Source organism: Xanthomonas populi, from assembly GCF_002940065.1.
In the GTDB taxonomy this organism is placed as follows: Bacteria; Pseudomonadota; Gammaproteobacteria; order Xanthomonadales; family Xanthomonadaceae; genus Xanthomonas; species Xanthomonas populi.
Map to the genome: position 1 here is coordinate 1 of NZ_MDEJ01000034.1, position 15,865 is coordinate 15,865.

Below are 15,865 nucleotides of genomic sequence, written 5' to 3' on the forward strand. Positions count from 1 at the left end.
ATCATGTCTGTCGTTCTCCGCTGGCAGGGCGTCAAGTCAATGATGGCAGATTGCTGGGGTTTTTAGAGGCTCCTAGTAGTGATTTTTTTACCAGCGGCGCCAAAAAGTGGCTTTGGCTTCGGCTTTACAATGCTAGGCGTAATGCCCTGGCGCCTGAGCTCCGCCCGTAACATGTTGATATTTTTGGCGTTCTGCTCGCCTTTCATCTTGACGCCACGCTTGTCAGTGCCCTCCCACACGAAGGCTTGCAACTGACTGATGCTGCGATCTATGGGCTGCTTCTTGAGATCGTTACGGACTGCCGACATGTTTTGCTCCCCGTCCAGCCATCCCCAGGCCGGCACCTTGGCTCAATGTTAACCATTCGACGGCGCTATAGCACCTCCTTTCGCGTCCAAGTGGTACTTCCTACGAGATGACAACGTCAGAAAGTTTTTCCGTATCACAGGCAGTTGAGACTTGCGCTTATGTGACGTGATGAATTTAACGAAGTGGGCGGAAAGTGACCCGGTGCGTCACATCGAAATGCACGTCGCATTCGTACAAATCCGTGCTTTTCATCGGATTACGCTCTGCCATCCTGTTGATCACCGTGATTAAGGAAGTGGTTGCGATAGTTGGAACGAAATCTGCTTCTTTCTCACTCGCAGCAACACCTGTCGCTCACGGCGAACAGGGAAATCGAAACTTCACAACTGCTCTAGGGGATACAAAAATGAAGAAGCAACAAGGTTTTACGCTGATCGAACTGATGATCGTGGTCGCTATCATCGCGATCCTGGCAGCTATTGCTCTGCCTGCTTACCAGGACTACACGGTACGTGCTCGCACGACTGAAGCGCTTGCGCGTGCGTCGGCTGCGAAAGTGCTTGTGACCGAGAATGCCTCGAATGCTTCTCCGTTGGCACAGGGCTTTGTTCCCGCTGCGCCGGCAACTCCGAACGTTGCAGTTAACGGTGTTGCGGTTAGCGATGTGGGCGTTATCACTGTGACGCTAACCCCGGCTGCAGGCGGCGGTACGATCTCGCTGGCTCCGACCCCGGCTTTGGTTGCTGGTGTTCCGCCGGTGGGTCCGATCAGCTGGACCTGTACTGGTACAAACACCAACAAGTCGCGTCTGCCTGCTGAGTGCCGTGGTTAATACGCTCTTACGATAATGAAGGAGCCCGGCTATGGCCGGGCTTTTTTTTAGAGCTTAACACGGTGGCCATAATGAGCCGTATGCGGGGATTCTCACTGATTGAACTGATGATCTCGGTAGCCATCGTCGCCATACTTGCGGTGCTTGCCTTTCCTGCTTATCAGGACTATGCAGTGCGATCGCGCAAGTCGGAAGGCTTGGTCCTAGCTACAGAGGCGAAGAATGTCGTCACTGAAAATGCGGCTACTTCTGGCGCTGATCTGGGTTTAGGCTATGTCGGCTTGCATACTGCAACCCGCAATGTGCGTGCAATCCAAGTCAATAGTCTCAACGGGATCGTTACAGTGGAGTTTGGAGAAGCGGCTGGAGGGGGGGCGGCTCTTGCTCACTCCGAGTGTTTCAGGGACTTCTCTTGTAGCTGGTCGCCCTATTTCATCAGTCATAGAATGGAGGTGTACTGGCTCCGTTCCAGCTGTGAGGCTGCCCGCGCCATGCCGCTAATTACTTGCTGTCGACTGAGTGCACAAGTTTAGTCAGAGGATGCGTAATGAATGTTGTTGCCAATGTGAACTTGGTGGGTATCACTGGAATTGCCCGTAGGTTAGTCCAGGACGGAGCAGTGGATGAAGCCGTGGCGCGTGTGGCAATGGATCAGGCTGCTCTGGCCAAAATTCCTCTACCACAATGGTTCGCTGAGAAGAAACTTGTCACTGCATCTCAACTTGCTGCTGCTAACGCACTCGAATTCGGCATGCCGCTGATGGATGTTTCGGTCTTCGACGCAAGCCAGAACGCAATCAAGCTGGTCAGTGAAGAGTTGCTCCAGAAGTACCAGGTGCTGCCGCTGTTCAAGCGCGGCAACCGGTTGTTCGTGGGGGTGAGCAACCCGACCCAGACCAGGGCGCTGGACGATATCAAGTTCCACACCAATCTGGTGGTGGAGCCGATTCTGGTCGATGAGGACCAGATCCGTCGCACCTTGGAGCAGTGGCAGGCGAGCAATGCGGCGCTCGGCTCGTCGCTCGGTGACGACGATGACGACATGGGGGATCTGGACGTCTCCTCCGGGGACGAGGACATGGGCGCCGGTGGGGATTCCGGGGTCGATGCCAAGGGCGACGACACGCCGGTGGTGAAGTTCGTCAACAAGGTGCTGGTGGATGCGATCCGGCGGGGAGCCTCCGACATCCATTTCGAGCCGTACGAAGACGACTACCGGGTGCGGTTGCGGATCGACGGGCTACTGAAGAATGTGGCCAAGGCGCCGGTGAAGCTGAGCCAGCGCATCGCGGCGCGCCTGAAGGTGATGTCGCAGCTGGACATCGCTGAGAAGCGGGTGCCGCAGGATGGGCGCATCAAGCTCAACCTGTCCAAGACCAAGCAGATCGACTTCCGTGTCAGCACCTTGCCGACCCTGTTCGGCGAGAAGGTGGTGCTGCGTATCCTGGACGCCAGTGCGGCCAAGCTGGGGATCGAGAAGCTTGGCTACGAGGCGGATCAGCAAAAGCTGTTCCTGGATGCGATCCACAAGCCCTACGGCATGGTGCTGGTGACCGGGCCGACCGGTTCGGGTAAGACGGTGTCGTTGTATACGGCGCTGGGCATCCTCAACGATGAGACGCGCAATATCTCCACGGCCGAGGATCCGGTCGAAATCCGCTTGCCTGGTGTGAATCAGGTGCAGCAGAACGTGAAGCGCGGCATGACCTTCGCAGCTGCGTTGCGCTCGTTCCTGCGCCAGGATCCGGACATCATCATGGTCGGCGAAATCCGCGACCTGGAGACGGCCGAGATCGCGATCAAGGCGGCGCAGACCGGTCACATGGTGTTGTCGACGCTGCACACCAACGATGCGCCGCAGACCATCGCGCGTCTGATTAACATGGGCATTGCGCCGTACAACATCACCTCGTCGGTGACCTTGGTCATCGCGCAGCGTCTGGCGCGGCGTTTGTGCAACAACTGCAAGCGCAAGGCACCGCTGCCGGAGCACGCGCTGTTGGCCGAAGGGTTCACCGCTGAGCAGATCGCTGCCGGAATCGAACTGTACGAGGCGGTTGGTTGCGACGAATGCACCGAAGGCTACAAGGGCCGTACCGGTATCTATCAGGTGATGCCGATGACCGACGAGATCGGTGCGATCGTGCTGGAAGGCGGTAACGCGATGCAGATCGCCGAGGCGGCGCAGAGGATCGGCATCCGCGATTTGCGGCAGTCGGCGCTGGTGAAGGCGGCGCATGGGGTGACGAGCTTGGCGGAGATCAATCGGGTGACCAAGGATTGAGTGGCGCGTCAGTCGTGATCCTGATCGACTGACGGTTCTTCGATCTGCGTGATGCAGCGATCGAACACGTCTTCCAGCGGGGCATAATCGCATGACGCGGCAGCGATGCAGGCTGCCACCCATTTGGCTGCACTGACATGCTTCCACGAGACCGCCAGTCCATTGAGCAGCAACCACTGCTCGAAGAACAGGCGTTGAGCCCGACCGTTGCCCTCACGGAAGGGGTGAATCATGTTCAGTTCGCCATAGAGTTCTGCCACCAACTGCATCTGTGCGGAGCGAGGCAGCGTGGTCGGATCGGTGGCGTCCAGCTGGCTCAGCAAGCGATTCGCTTCGGCTTCAATGCGGCTGCTGATCCAAAATCGGGTGGCGCCCTTGGTGATATCCACGGTTCTGAGCATGCCCGCCCAATCGTAGACCTCGTCGAACAGTTACCGATGCAGTCTGCAAAGATAAGCAAGATCGAATGGCGGCGCGCCTATGTCGATGGATTGCACTGCGCTTGCTGCGAAGGCGGCTTCGGCTGCCTCCAACATAGCCGGGTCGACGATGTTCAGTTTGTTCCGGAGAACACTTGTGCCGGGATAGCAGGCAGGGTCAGCAATGACCGCATACTTGTCTTTCATCCCGGGCGGGAAAGGGCCATGTATTTCTTGCGCAATGCATCTTTGCTGGGGAGCGGGCTTTGATTGTTTGCGGCTGTATCAGGGGTCTTGATGCCTTCCAGACGTTGGCTGGCGGCAAAGTTGTCCTTGCGGGTGACGCGATAATGTTCGACAACGGTCTCAAGCCTGGGCTTTTTCATGACGACTTCTCGGACATGCGGCTATCGCAATTATACCCGGATGGGCGGTGGTAAGGCTTGCTGCTGCTGCCCTCACTCCATCCCCAACTTCTTGAGCTTGTAACGCAGCGCACGAAACGTGATGCCTAGCTGCGCGGCGGTTCTGGTCTTGTTCCAACGGTTTTCTTCCAGCGCTTTCTGGATCGCGGCGCGCTCGAGTTGCTCGATGTAGGAGGGCAAGGCGGAGGAAGCTGGGTCGATGTCGAGGACGGCTTCGCGCGGTTCGATGGCGGCGCTGCCGGGGCTGGCGGCGAGGCGGTGGCCGCCGTGGGCGGGCAGGGGCAGGTCGCTGGCGCTGATTTGGTCGTCTTCGGCCAGGGCCAGGGCGCGTTCGAGGATGTTTTCCAGTTCGCGCACGTTGCCGGGGAAGCCGTATGTGTCCAGCGCGTCGAGCGCGGATGGTGTCAGTAGTGGAATCGGACGGCCATGGCTATGCGCCAGGCGCGCGATGATGGCGGCGGCCAGTTGCGGCAGGTCGCCGCTGCGTTCGCGCAGGGGCGGCACGCGCAGTTCGATCACGTTGATGCGGTAGTACAGGTCGTGGCGAAAACGGCCGTCGGAGACCAGCTCGCCCAGGTCCTTGTGGGTGGCCGAGAGGATGCGCACATCCACCAGCGACTCGGTGGAGGCGCCGACCGGGCGCACCGACTTTTCCTGGATGGCGCGCAGCAGTTTGACCTGCATTTGCAGTGGCAATTCGGCTACTTCGTCCAGAAACAGCGTGCCGCCATGCGCGGCCTGGAACAGGCCGGGCTTGTCGGCATGCGCGCCGGTGAAGCTGCCTTTTTTGTGGCCGAAGAATTCGCTTTCCATCAATTCGGCCGGAATGGCGCCGCAGTTCACCGGCACGAACGGGCCGGCGGCACGCGCGCCTTGTTCGTGAATGGTGCGTGCGACCAGCTCCTTGCCCACGCCCGATTCGCCGACGATATAGACCGGCGCCTGGCTGCGCGCGACCTTGCCGATGGTGGCACGCAGGCTTTCCATCGCGCTGGAGTCGCCGAGCAGGCGGCTGGCCTGTTCCGGCGGCGGTGGTGGCGGGGCGGGGCGGGGCGGTCGCGGTTGTTCAATTCCAGCGCGTGCTTGACCAGGCCGCGCAGCACGCTGATGTCCACCGGCTTGCTGACGAAGTCGAACGCACCGGCCTTCAAGGCTTCCACCGCCAGATCCATGCTGCCGAAGGCGGTGATCATCGCCACCGGTGTCTGCGGGTAGTGCTTGGCGATTTCGGTGACCAGTTCGATGCCGTTGCCGTCGGGTAAACGCATGTCGGTCAGGCACAGGTCGTAGGGAGTGTTGGCCAGCAGTTCGCGCGCTTCGGCCAGGTTGGCGGCGGTGCTAGTGCGCAGGCCCATCCTGCCCAGGGTGAGCACAAGCAGCTCACGGATATCGCGCTCGTCATCGACGACCAGGGCACTTTTGGTTTCAGTCATGGCGTGAACGATAGCCCAGCGCAATGACCGTCGCCAATTGTCGGCCGGCGTCGGGTCGAACGGTTCACGTCATCATTTCCCAAGCAGGCCATTGGGCCCCTGCAACAGGATCCGGAAACACGCGCCGCCGCCCGGTACAGAGACGTAGTCCAGTTGCGCCTGGTTGGCGCGGCACAGTTCCTGGGCGATATACAGGCCCAGCCCGGTGCCGTGTTCGGAGGTGGTGTAGAACGGGCGGAACAGTTGCGCAGCCACCGTTTCCGGAATGCCGGGGCCGCGGTCGATGACATCGATGACCGCCATGCGTTCCTGGCGTTCGACGCGCAGCTTGACGCGCGCCGGTTCGTCCATGACCCGGCCGTACTTGAGCGCGTTGTGCACCAGCGCGGTCAGGATCTGGTGCAGATGCTTGGGGTCCACCAGCGCATGCACCGCCGCGCCCTGGATGCTGGCTTCCAGAATGTCGGTTTCCATCGACAGGGTCTGCCGGTACTCGACCACGAAGCGGCGCACGAATGCGGCCAAGTCAAGGTTATCCGGGTTGGCGCGTTCGCGCCGGGCCAGCGCGAGTACGCTTTCGACGATGCCGTTGGTGCGTTGGCATTGCTGGTGAATGATCTGCAGCAGGCGGCGGTCCGTATCGCCGATGTCCGGGGATTCTTCCAGCAGTTGCGAGGCGTAGCTGATCGCGGCGAGCGGGTTGCGGATCTCGTGCGCCAGGCTGGCCGAAAAGCGCCCCATCGCCGACAGGGTCAGCGATTCGGCGCGGCGCGAGACCACGCTGGCGTCGTCCAGAAACACCAGCACCAGGTCGCTGTCGGCGAGCAGGCGCACGAAATGCGGCTGCACTTCCGGGCGGTCCGCGCCCAGTTGCAGCGGGGCTTCTTCCTCGCGCCAGCCACTGCGCCAGCGTTGCAGGCGGCGCGCCAGTTCCGGGGTGAGCGCGGCCAGCGACAGGTCGGCCGGGGCGTTGCACTGGTCGCCATCGCCCAGCAGCGCCAGCGCCGCTTCGTTGGCCAGGGTGATGTGGTTGTGCGTCTCGACCACCAGCACGCCGGTGCGCATGCGGCGAATGATCAGCTCGTTGATTTCGTAGAGATTGGCGACCTGCGCGCCGCGTTCTTCCGCCAGTACCTGGTTGCGGCGCGCGCGCGCGCCGATCTGTTCGCAGATGAAGGCCACCGCGACGTAACTGGTGGCAAACATCGCCAGTTCGGCCACCGGGCGGGCGGCGCCGCCGCCTTCGAGCAGGGTCCACAGGTATTCCAGCACGATGGCGCCGCTGGCGAGCACCGCGATGCTCATGCCGTAGCGCAGGCGCAGCAGGATCGAGGCGGCGGCGACGTTGAACAGCAGCATCATCGCGATGCCGGCGCTGGCGCCGGGCAGGGCGTGCGTGGCCAGGGTGGCGGCGAGGATGTCGGCCAGCACCGAACAGAACACGGTGGCGGTCATGCGGCGCTCGTTGCGGCCCCAGAACAGCAGCGGGATCGCCACCGACAGATAGCCGATCGCCACACCGGCGGCCAGGCGCGGGTAGCGCGGCTCGGGGATGGCATCGGACAACGGGCTGAACACCAGTGCGGCAATCAGCCCGGCCACCAGCACCCGGTACAGCGAGAAAAAATACAGCTCGCGCTGCGGCGCGGACTTGAACCGGTCGATGAGCGATGCGCTGGATGGCAAACCGATTCCCCCGCTGGAACGAGCCGCGAGTATAGGCAGGTGCGCGGTTTGCGCAGCACGTGCGCACAGTGCCCGGCTGCGTGCAAGCGCTGCAATCGGGCGGGCACCATCGCCGAATTTTGCGCCGCACGGCGTGGTCAGCCACAATGGGCGGCCCGTTCGCGTTTCATGACGTGCCGCTTTGGCGGTCTGCGGTGCACGCAGCGGTCGTTTCCTTTTCCCACGGTGACGCATGAATTCCCACGAATACCAGTCAAAACAGCTGCTTGCCGAGTACGGCATTCCCGTCCCGGCCGGCAAGGTCGCGGCGACCCCGGATGAAGCGGTCGACGCGGCCAATTCCCTGGGCAACGGCCCATGGATGGTGAAAGCGCAGATCCACGCGGGCGGCCGCGGCAAGGCTGGCGGAGTCAAGTTCTGCAAGACCACCGACGACGTGAAGGCCGCAGCAGCCAAGATGCTCGGCACCAAGATGGCCACCTATCAGACCGCCGGCGTCGAGCTGCCGATCAACCTGGTGCTGGTGACCACTGCCGGTGAGATCGTCAAGGAGCTGTACCTGTCGGTGCTGGTCGACCGTGGTACCAAGACCATCACCTACATCGCATCCAGCGAGGGTGGTGTGGAGATCGAGCAGGTCGCCGCCGAAACGCCGGAGCTGATCCACGCGCTCAACGTCGATTTCGTCGAAGGCGTGCAGGGGTACCACGGCCGCGATTTCGGCTTCAAGCTGGGCCTGACCGCCAAGCAGGCCGGCCAGTTCGCCAGCATCATGGTGAACCTGTACAAGCTGTTCAACGAAAAGGATCTGGCGCTGGTTGAAATCAACCCGCTGGCGATCCTGGACGACGGCAACCTGTATGCGCTGGACGGCAAGTTCGACAGCGACGACAACGCCGCGTTCCGTCAGAAGCAGCTGGTCGCCATGCGCGACAAGACGCAGGAAGACGAGACCGAAGTGACCGCGTCCGAGCTGGACATCAACTACGTCACCATGGACGGCAACATCGGTTGCATGGTCAACGGTGCAGGCCTGGCCATGGCCACCATGGACGTGATCAAGCTCAACGGCGGCGAGCCGGCGAACTTCCTGGACGTGGGCGGCGGTGCCAACAAGCAGCGCGTGATCGAAGCGTTCAAGCTGATCCTGTCTTCGGACAAGGTGGAAGGCATCTTCGTCAACATCTTCGGCGGCATCGTCCGCTGCGACATGATTGCCGAGGGCATCATCGCGGCGGTCAAGGAAGTGGGCGTCAAGGTTCCGGTCGTGGTGCGCCTGGAAGGCACCAATGTGGAAGAAGGCAAGCAGCTGCTGCGCGACAGCGGCATGGCCATCATCCCGGCCGACAACATCAACGACGGCGCCAAGAGGGTCGTTGAAGCCGTCAAGAACGCCGCCTGATTCCCCACGGCTTCGGATCGCCGGCAGGCCGCCGCTGTCGCCCCCTTGCGTCTAAGGGGGGCAGGCACTTCCGCGCAGCGGAGGGACGGGGGTTCTGGAGGCATGCAGCAGGGACATCGGCCGATGCCGATGTGTCCGAAGCCGGTCCAATACTTTACGAAGGACTCAACGAAATGTCCGTTTTGATTAAAAAGAACACCAAGGTGATCGTGCAGGGCTTTACCGGCCAGCAGGGCACCTTCCACGCCACTCAGATGATCGAGTACGGCACCCAGGTCGTTGGCGGCGTGACGCCGGGCAAGGGCGGCACCACGCATATCGACCTGCCGGTGTTCAACACCGTGGCCGACGCCGTGCAGAGCACCGGCGCCGATGCGTCGGTGATCTACGTGCCGCCGCCGTATGCGGCCGATGCGATCCTGGAAGCGGCTGCGGCCGGCATCAAGGTCATCGTGTGCATCACCGAAGGCATCCCGGTGCTGGACATGCTGCGCGTCAAGAACGTGCTGACCCGTGCCCACCCGGACACCGTGCTGATCGGGCCGAACTGCCCCGGCGTGATCACCCCGGGCGAATGCAAGATCGGCATCATGCCGGGCCACATCCACAAGCCGGGCAAGATCGGCATCGTGTCGCGTTCGGGCACCTTGACCTATGAAGCGGTCAAGCAGACCACCGAAGTGGGCCTGGGCCAGAGCACCTGCATCGGGATCGGTGGCGACCCGATCAACGGCCTGAACTTCGTCGACTGCCTCAAGCTGTTCAACGAAGACCCGCAGACCGAAGGCATCATCATGGTGGGCGAAATCGGTGGCGACGCCGAGGAAGCCGGTGCCGAGTACATCAAGCAGTTCGTGAAGAAGCCGGTGGTCGGCTTCATCGCCGGTGCGTCGGCGCCGGCCGGCAAGCGCATGGGCCACGCCGGTGCGATCGCATCGGGCGGCAAGGGCACCGCCGAAGGCAAGTTCGCCGCGATGGAAGCCGCTGGCGTCAAGACCGTCCGTTCGCCGGGCGATCTGGGTGCGGCGATCGCTGCGCTGGTGAAGTAAGCACGCATCGCGCGCAAGCGTGTGAGTGTGAGAGAGGCCGCCTTCGGGCGGCCTTTTTTTATGGGCGATCTCCGTTGTAGCGATCTCCGTCGGCCAGTTGCCGCGTTGTGCCAGCGTCTTGTTGCGCGTCGTCGCCTGCCGCGGCTTACTGGCGAATTCGATCGGCGCGCAGCGTTCGATTTACAAGCCGTGCTGCTGCGCAGTCTGCTCAAGCAAGAGCTCCACAAACGCACGCACTTTTGCCGGCCGAAAGCGCGTTGCCGGGAATACCGCGTGGATACCGCCAGACGGCAATTGCCATTGCGGCAACACCTGCAATAAACCACCGGCGGCCAGATCGTTGGCGACCACATAATCGGGAAGCACGGAGATTTCTGCGCCCTGGCATACCGCTTCGCGCACGGCGAGGGTGGTATCCAGAAAGATGCCGGGCTGCACGTCAACACTCTGCGGTGCCTGCGTGGCGTGCGCGAATTGCCAGCGCTGATGATCGCGCAAGGCGGTATTGGCGATGAAGGGAAAGCGCGGCGCTGTCCTGTGGCGCCGTGACTCTCGTCAGATGCGCGGTCATCGTTGAGGGCGCAAGCAGTAACTGTCGAAACGCACCGATCTTGCGTGGCTGCAGGCTGCTTTCGGCCAGCCAGCCGACCCGGAGCGCAAGCTTGATGTTGGACGTCATCAGGTCCAGGGTCTGGGCGCTGAAAATCGCATCGACCTTGCAGGCCGGATAGTGCCAGGTGAAGGCCGCGGTCGTCGGCACCACCACGCGCACGCTGTCGTCCAACGCTGCGGTGAGCCGCAGCTGGCCGGAAGGCTCGGCGGCGGTGTCTGTCAGTGCGTCGAAGGCGTCGTCGGTATCGCGCAGATGGCCGCGCAGTGCTGATAGAACGCCTGCCCGAGTTCGGTGTTGCGCACCTTGCGGGTCGTGCGCACCAGTCACCAGGTCCGGCATAAGCGTCAACGGTGCCTGCCTAGGAGGCATCCCTCGCCACTGGATGCCGCTGCCATGTCCACCCCTGTTCACTACCTCTAGGACCCGCTGTGCGGCTTGCTACGGCGCGAGGGCCGTGGTGTCGGCGTTGCAGGCGCGGGCCGATGTCACTTCCGAACTGCTGCCTGCGGGCCTGTTTCTGGGCGCTGGCGCCAGGGCAGTGGACGACACCGTCGCCGGCGAGGCCTGGTTCAACGATCGGCGCGTTGCGCAGCTCACCGGTCAAGTTTTCAGCGAGCACTATCGGCAGCGCGTGTGCGGCGATCGTCAGCAGCGCTTCGATAGCGGCCTGGCGACGTTGGCGCTGACTGCGGTGGCGCGCATCGATCCGGCGCGCGCGTTGCCGGTGCTTGGCAATCCAGCAGGCGCGTTATGTGCGCGCTGGTTGCTGGATGTTGGCGCTGGTCATGGAAATCCTGATGTGGTGCTGCGGCAGTTGGATGGACATCGGGTGTCTTGAGGAGTCTGGTCGCTCGACCTGTCGCCAGTGAGGTGGTTGTCTCCGGCGCACCCACGTACCTCTCTAGCGAGTTAGCTGTCTTCTGCCGGACCCTCACCCCGACCCCTCTCCCGGCCTCGGCCACCATTGCTGCAATCAAAGGCAATGTCGCTATGTTGGTGCCGATGCGATCTTCGCCAATGTGTTCGAGCGTCTGGCAAGCGGGTGGGGGGAGGGTTATCAGACCGAGGTGCACGGCTATTTCGGCTCGGCGTGCTCGGCGCGCAGCATCCGCAATGCCTGCGTCGCGCTGCGTATTCCGAAAAGCGGCTGCACATCCACCTGACGGTGCGCACCGTCAGGTGTGTGATTGCCGGTGGATGCAATGCAGGTCGCGCTGTGCGGCTTGTCACGCGCACGCGCGTCGCGATGTGCCTGGGGCTTGCTGAGATGCACTGGCGCGGCGGCGGGCTGCGGCACGTCCGCGGGCTTCTGGAATAATGCAGGCTTGGCGGCAACGCCGGTCTGCATCTCGGTGTCTTGCGGGATGCGGTGCAGCCACGCCTCTCCAGCCGCATTCGCATAGGCCTTCCAATGTCCCAGACGCTTCGCATCGCCATGGCCCAATTCGACTTCCCGGTCGGCGCGGTGGCGCGCAATACCGATCGCATCATCGAGTTCATCGCGGCGGCGCGCGACGAACTCGGGGCGGACATCGTGCTGTTTCCCGAACTGGCGATCAGCGGCTATCCGCCGGAAGATCTGCTGCTGCGTCCAGGATTTCTCGCCCACTGCGAACAGGCACTGACGCGCATCGCCGCCAGTACGCGCGGGATCGTCGCGGTGGTCGGTTGGCCGCAGAGTGCCGGTAGCGTGGTCTATAACGCGGCCAGTGTGTTGCGCGACGGGCACATCGCCGCCACGTATCGCAAGCGCGAGTTGCCCAATTACGCGGTGTTCGACGAGCGCCGCTATTTCGATGTGGACCCGGACGGCGGCAACTGCGTGGTCACGGTCAAGGGCGTGCAGGTGGGCGTGGTGATCTGCGAGGACCTGTGGTTCGCCGAGCCGCTGGCCCGGACCGTGCAGGCCGGCGCCGAGCTGGTGCTGGTGCCCAACGCCTCGCCGTATGAGCGCGGCAAGCATGTGCAGCGCGATGCCTTGTTGGCCGAGCGCACCCGCGAGAGCGGGGCGGCGATTGCCTATCTCAATGTGGTCGGCGGGCAGGACGCGCTGGTGTTCGATGGCGCATCTGTCGTTGCCGATGGCGACGGCACCGTGCATCCGGCCGCTGCCGCGTTTGTCGATCAGTGGCTGGTGGTGGACTACGCCGCCGGTGAGCGCAGCTTCACCCCGGTGGTGTGGGTGGACGATGGTGACAAGAGCATGGACGCGTTGGCCTGGCGCGCGGTGGTGCGCGGTCTGCAGGACTACTGCCGCAAGAACGGCTTCGGCAAGCTGTGGCTGGGCTTGTCTGGCGGTATCGATTCGGCGCTGGTGCTGGCAATGGCGGTCGATGCGTTGGGGAGCGACAACGTCACCGCGGTGCGGCTGCCGTCGCGCTACACGGCCGACCTGTCCAACGATCTGGCCGACGAGCAATGCCGCGCGCTGGGTGTCAAGCTGGAAACCATCGCGATCGAGCCGGCGTTCGAAGGCCTGCTCGCCGCACTCGGCCCAATGTTCGAAGGCACCCAGCCGGATGTCACCGAAGAAAATCTGCAGTCGCGCAGCCGCGGCGTGATCCTGATGGCGCTGTCCAACAAGTTCGGCGGGCTGCTGCTGACCACCGGCAACAAGAGCGAGTACGCGGTGGGGTACGCCACCATCTACGGCGACATGTGTGGCGGCTACGCCCCGCTCAAGGACCTGTACAAAACGGAGGTGTTCGGCCTGGCCAAGTGGCGTAATACCGTTGGCGGGGCGCCGGTGATTCCGCCGGCCGTGATTTCGCGCCCGCCCTCGGCAGAGTTGCGCGACAACCAGACCGATCAGGATTCGCTGCCGCCGTACGACGTGCTCGACGGAATTTTGTATCGCTACGTCGATCAGGAGCAGTCGCGCGACGATATCGTCGCGGCCGGCTACGCCGCCGAGACGGTGGAACACGTGCTGCGGCTGGTGCGTCTCAACGAGTGGAAGCGCCATCAGGCCGCGCCCGGGCCGAAGGTGTCGCGGCGCGCCTTCGGTCGCGAGCGGCGTTATCCGATCACCAATGGGTACGACGGTCAGTAGTCAGGCGCCTCGGCGACAGCCGTGCTGGTCGGCTGCTGTGCAGGGAATGCGGGACCCCAGATCCCGCGCCGGATCTGGCGTCGTGGTCGCTCGGCACAGCAAACGTTTGCGTCCCTCGGTGCGCCGCCGCCGCGGCTGTAGTGCTGCATGCACATTGCCGCAATAAAAAAGGGGCCTTGCGGCCCCCTTGGGTATTGAGCTGCGTCCGATGTCTCAGTCGCGACTCAGCTGCGAATTGCGCTCGCCGCTGGCGGCAGATTTCTCGCCAGCAAACGGGTTGAGCTTGCGGATGGCCCACGGGTACTTCGGCCAGTTGCCGGTCAACCACGGATGCTGCGGGCTGTTGAGTTCCAGCACGCGGCGTGCGTCGGCGGCGAGGGTCTTGTTGCCCAGGTGCGTGTAAGCCTCGGCCAGCACGGCGACTGCGTCGTACTGATACGCGCTCTGCGGGTAGGTTTCCAGCAGGTAGTTGGCACGACCGGCCGCCGACACCCAGGCATTGCGACGCAGGTAGTACAGCGCGTTGTCCAGCTCATGCTGGGCGAACACATCGCGCAGTTCGATCATCCGCTTGCGCGCATCCGGAGCGTAACGGCTGTTCGGGTAGCGGTCGGTGACGGTGTTGAAGTCGTTGTACGCCTGCTGCGGCGAGGACAGATCGCGACGGCTCGGGTCCAGCGACCACACGCGGCGCAGGAACACCGTGTCGCGGTTGCTGTTGGCCAGCCCGCGCAGGTAGTACAGGTACGAGATGTTGCGATGGGTCGGATAGGTGCGGATGAAGCGGTCGACGCTGGAGACGGTGTCATCGTGCTTGCCGGCTTTGTACTGCGCATAGGCAGTTTCGATCATCGCCTGCTCGGTGTAGGGGCCGTACGGGTACTGGGCGATCAGGCGCTTGTAACTGGCTTCGGCGCCGGCCCAGTTGCCTTTCTCCATCAGGCCGTGGCTCTTGCCGTACAGTTGCTCGACCGGCATGCCTTCGTCGGGATTTTTGTTCTTTGCGCCGCGGTGGCAGCCGGTGACGACGAACGCCATCACCAGCATGAGGGCAATCAGGCGCACAGGCGCGGAAAACGAGGACCGTCGGATCATGGGTCTGGGCAGGACGCGTCAGGAAAACGAGAGCGTGATGATAGCCTAGTGGCCTGTCCGGCGACTGACTCCCGCCGCCCGGACCCCAAATTCCCGCTTTTGCCTGAGTGTCTGTGTCCATGTCCGACCCATCTGCCGAACCCCTCGACCCGTCCATCCGCCAGGCCATCGTGCCCGACAAGGCAGCAGGGCGCCGTTTCGACGCAGTGTTGGCCGAGCTGTTCCCCGAATTCTCGCGCTCGCGGCTGTCGGAGTGGATCAAATCCGGCGATGCGCTGCTGAATGGCGAAATGGCGCGTCCGCGCGACACCTTGCGCGGCGGCGAGAGCGTGCAGGTGCAGGTGGTGTTGGAAACCCAGACCCACGCCGAGCCGCAGGACATTGCGCTGAGCGTGCTGTACGAAGACGACCAGGTGCTGGTGATCGACAAGCCGGCCGGTCTGGTGGTCCACCCGGGCGCCGGCAACCCGGACGGCACCCTGGTCAACGCGCTGCTGTTCCGCGACCCGGCGCTCTCAGCCGTACCGCGTGCCGGCGTGGTGCATCGCCTGGACAAGGACACCAGCGGGGTCATGGTGGTGGCGCGCACCTTGCAGGCTCAGACCGCGCTGGTGGAGCAGCTGTCCGCGCGCGATGTGCATCGCCAATATCTGGCGGTGGTGGTGGGCGCGCTGGTCTCCGGCGGCACCGCCAATGCGCCGATCGACCGCCATCCGCGCGATCGCCTGAAGATGGCGGTGCGCGACGACGGCCGCGATGCGGTCACCCATTACCGCCTGCGCGAGCGCTTCCGCGCGCACACCGCGCTGGAATGCCGCCTGGAAACCGGGCGCACCCACCAGATCCGCGTGCATATGGCGCATCTGAAATCGCCGATCGTCGGCGACCCGCTGTACGGCGGCGCGCTCAAGCTGCCCAAGGGCGCCAGCGACGAACTGGTGCATGAATTGCGCACCTTCAAGCGCCAGGCGCTGCATGCCGAAACCCTGGAATTTCTGCATCCGGTCAGCGGCGAGCCGGTGCGCGCCAGCGCGCCGGTGCCTGTGGATCTGCAGCGGCTGATGACCGCGCTGCGCGAAGACACTGCGCGCGCTGCCGAGCAGGCACGCCGCTGACGTGGCAGCCGTCGCGCCGTTCGTGCTGCCGGCCCGTTGGCCGGCACCGCCGCGTCTCCACGCGCTGACCACGCTGCGCTACGGCCTGGGCGAATCGCAGGCGCCGTTCGACACGCTCAACCTCGGCAATCGCAGTCGTGCGGGGGGGGGG

Annotated in this window: 16 protein-coding genes and 3 pseudogenes; 9 read left to right on the forward strand and 10 right to left on the reverse strand. The window is 63.4% G+C overall.

The annotated features are described in order from the left end of the window. Positions 1-65: 65 nt before the first annotated feature. A pseudogene (locus tag XpopCFBP1817_RS07585) lies at positions 66-308 on the reverse strand (type II secretion system F family protein); the annotation flags it as partial. A gap of 407 nt (positions 309-715) precedes the next feature. Between XpopCFBP1817_RS07585 and XpopCFBP1817_RS07590 the strand changes: the two are divergent. From XpopCFBP1817_RS07590 to pilB, 3 genes are all read left to right on the forward strand, one after another. Beyond that, positions 716-1,141 (forward strand): pilin, encoded by a 426-nt coding sequence (locus XpopCFBP1817_RS07590; RefSeq protein WP_128416674.1) that lies wholly within the window; start codon positions 716-718, stop codon positions 1,139-1,141. A 107-nt stretch (positions 1,142-1,248) separates the two neighbouring features. Beyond that, the gene (locus XpopCFBP1817_RS23555) at positions 1,249-1,674 is read left to right on the forward strand and encodes a pilin (RefSeq protein ID WP_425479082.1); all 426 of its coding nucleotides are present in this window, start codon (positions 1,249-1,251) and stop codon (positions 1,672-1,674) included. Between the two features lie 14 nt (positions 1,675-1,688). Then, positions 1,689-3,425 (forward strand): type IV-A pilus assembly ATPase PilB, encoded by a 1,737-nt coding sequence (pilB, locus tag XpopCFBP1817_RS07600; RefSeq protein WP_128416658.1) that lies wholly within the window; start codon positions 1,689-1,691, stop codon positions 3,423-3,425. Between the two features lie 8 nt (positions 3,426-3,433). Here pilB and XpopCFBP1817_RS07605 read toward each other — a convergent pair whose 3' ends face one another. The 5 genes and pseudogenes from XpopCFBP1817_RS07605 to XpopCFBP1817_RS07620 all read right to left on the reverse strand — a co-directional run bounded on the left by XpopCFBP1817_RS07605 (position 3,434) and on the right by XpopCFBP1817_RS07620 (position 7,388). Beyond that, the gene (locus XpopCFBP1817_RS07605; RefSeq protein WP_279627106.1) at positions 3,434-3,856 is read right to left on the reverse strand and encodes a Fic/DOC family protein; all 423 of its coding nucleotides are present in this window, start codon (positions 3,854-3,856) and stop codon (positions 3,434-3,436) included. After that, positions 3,857-4,051: a hypothetical protein gene (locus XpopCFBP1817_RS22780; protein ID WP_244171106.1), complete on the reverse strand. Its 195-nt coding sequence runs from the start codon at positions 4,049-4,051 to the stop codon at positions 3,857-3,859. After that, on the reverse strand, positions 4,048-4,230 hold the full coding sequence (locus XpopCFBP1817_RS07610; protein ID WP_128416659.1) for a YhfG family protein: 183 nt from the start codon (positions 4,228-4,230) through the stop codon (positions 4,048-4,050). The genes XpopCFBP1817_RS22780 and XpopCFBP1817_RS07610 overlap by 4 nt, the downstream gene beginning before the upstream one ends. Positions 4,231-4,302: 72 nt before the next feature. Continuing rightward, a pseudogene (locus XpopCFBP1817_RS07615) lies at positions 4,303-5,702 on the reverse strand (sigma-54-dependent transcriptional regulator). A gap of 72 nt (positions 5,703-5,774) precedes the next feature. Continuing rightward, positions 5,775-7,388: a sensor histidine kinase gene (locus XpopCFBP1817_RS07620; RefSeq protein WP_128416660.1), complete on the reverse strand. Its 1,614-nt coding sequence runs from the start codon at positions 7,386-7,388 to the stop codon at positions 5,775-5,777. 232 nt (positions 7,389-7,620) lie between these two features. Here XpopCFBP1817_RS07620 and sucC point away from each other — a divergent pair, with 232 nt between their 5' ends. Together sucC and sucD are read left to right on the forward strand one after the other, a co-directional pair. Beyond that, positions 7,621-8,790 (forward strand): ADP-forming succinate--CoA ligase subunit beta, encoded by a 1,170-nt coding sequence (sucC, locus tag XpopCFBP1817_RS07625; RefSeq protein WP_128416661.1) that lies wholly within the window; start codon positions 7,621-7,623, stop codon positions 8,788-8,790. 173 nt (positions 8,791-8,963) lie between these two features. Further along, the gene (gene sucD / locus XpopCFBP1817_RS07630) at positions 8,964-9,839 is read left to right on the forward strand and encodes a succinate--CoA ligase subunit alpha (protein WP_128416662.1); all 876 of its coding nucleotides are present in this window, start codon (positions 8,964-8,966) and stop codon (positions 9,837-9,839) included. A gap of 180 nt (positions 9,840-10,019) precedes the next feature. On the opposite strand, the gene XpopCFBP1817_RS22110 is transcribed toward sucD, so the two are convergent. Then, a complete protein-coding gene (locus XpopCFBP1817_RS22110) occupies positions 10,020-10,277 on the reverse strand; it encodes a LysR substrate-binding domain-containing protein (RefSeq protein ID WP_244171107.1) in 258 nt (85 codons plus the stop codon). A 1-nt stretch (position 10,278) separates the two neighbouring features. Continuing rightward, entirely contained in the window at positions 10,279-10,800 is a 522-nt protein-coding gene (locus XpopCFBP1817_RS22115; RefSeq protein WP_208619572.1) for a type 2 periplasmic-binding domain-containing protein, read from the reverse strand. 109 nt (positions 10,801-10,909) lie between these two features. On the opposite strand from XpopCFBP1817_RS22115, the gene XpopCFBP1817_RS07640 reads away from it, so the two are divergent. Then, positions 10,910-11,290, forward strand: coding sequence for a hypothetical protein (locus XpopCFBP1817_RS07640; RefSeq protein WP_208619573.1), 381 nt, complete (start codon positions 10,910-10,912; stop codon positions 11,288-11,290). Positions 11,291-11,527: 237 nt separating this feature from the next. Here XpopCFBP1817_RS07640 and XpopCFBP1817_RS07645 read toward each other — a convergent pair whose 3' ends face one another. After that, complete coding sequence (locus XpopCFBP1817_RS07645) at positions 11,528-11,800, reverse strand: hypothetical protein (protein WP_128416663.1); 273 nt, start codon at positions 11,798-11,800, stop codon at positions 11,528-11,530. A gap of 63 nt (positions 11,801-11,863) precedes the next feature. Between XpopCFBP1817_RS07645 and XpopCFBP1817_RS07650 the strand changes: the two genes are divergently transcribed. Next, a complete protein-coding gene (locus XpopCFBP1817_RS07650) occupies positions 11,864-13,504 on the forward strand; it encodes an NAD+ synthase (protein WP_128416664.1) in 1,641 nt (546 codons plus the stop codon). A 213-nt stretch (positions 13,505-13,717) separates the two neighbouring features. On the opposite strand, the gene XpopCFBP1817_RS07655 is transcribed toward XpopCFBP1817_RS07650, so the two are convergent. Beyond that, a complete protein-coding gene (locus tag XpopCFBP1817_RS07655; protein ID WP_128416665.1) occupies positions 13,718-14,599 on the reverse strand; it encodes an outer membrane protein assembly factor BamD in 882 nt (293 codons plus the stop codon). A 119-nt stretch (positions 14,600-14,718) separates the two neighbouring features. Between XpopCFBP1817_RS07655 and rluD the strand changes: the two genes are divergently transcribed. Beyond that, positions 14,719-15,714, forward strand: a complete 996-nt coding sequence (gene rluD, locus XpopCFBP1817_RS07660; RefSeq protein WP_128416666.1) for a 23S rRNA pseudouridine(1911/1915/1917) synthase RluD — start codon at positions 14,719-14,721, stop codon at positions 15,712-15,714. 1 nt (position 15,715) lies between these two features. Continuing rightward, positions 15,716-15,865 (forward strand): annotated as a pseudogene (locus tag XpopCFBP1817_RS22785) (multi-copper polyphenol oxidoreductase); the annotation flags it as partial.

What these genes read in the sequence shown, in the direction of transcription:
- XpopCFBP1817_RS07655 (WP_128416665.1), bottom strand. Translation starts at nt 14,599, where the DNA reads ATGATCCGACGGTCCTCGTTTTCCGCGCCTGTGCGCCTGATTGCCCTC.
- XpopCFBP1817_RS07590 (WP_128416674.1), top strand. Translation starts at nt 716, where the DNA reads ATGAAGAAGCAACAAGGTTTTACGCTGATCGAACTGATGATCGTGGTC.
- XpopCFBP1817_RS07610 (WP_128416659.1), bottom strand. Translation starts at nt 4,230, where the DNA reads ATGAAAAAGCCCAGGCTTGAGACCGTTGTCGAACATTATCGCGTCACC.
- pilB (WP_128416658.1), top strand. Translation starts at nt 1,689, where the DNA reads ATGAATGTTGTTGCCAATGTGAACTTGGTGGGTATCACTGGAATTGCC.
- XpopCFBP1817_RS07645 (WP_128416663.1), bottom strand. Translation starts at nt 11,800, where the DNA reads ATGCAGACCGGCGTTGCCGCCAAGCCTGCATTATTCCAGAAGCCCGCG.
- sucC (WP_128416661.1), top strand. Translation starts at nt 7,621, where the DNA reads ATGAATTCCCACGAATACCAGTCAAAACAGCTGCTTGCCGAGTACGGC.
- sucD (WP_128416662.1), top strand. Translation starts at nt 8,964, where the DNA reads ATGTCCGTTTTGATTAAAAAGAACACCAAGGTGATCGTGCAGGGCTTT.
- XpopCFBP1817_RS07650 (WP_128416664.1), top strand. Translation starts at nt 11,864, where the DNA reads ATGTCCCAGACGCTTCGCATCGCCATGGCCCAATTCGACTTCCCGGTC.
- XpopCFBP1817_RS23555 (WP_425479082.1), top strand. Translation starts at nt 1,249, where the DNA reads ATGATCTCGGTAGCCATCGTCGCCATACTTGCGGTGCTTGCCTTTCCT.
- rluD (WP_128416666.1), top strand. Translation starts at nt 14,719, where the DNA reads ATGTCCGACCCATCTGCCGAACCCCTCGACCCGTCCATCCGCCAGGCC.
- XpopCFBP1817_RS22780 (WP_244171106.1), bottom strand. Translation starts at nt 4,051, where the DNA reads ATGAAAGACAAGTATGCGGTCATTGCTGACCCTGCCTGCTATCCCGGC.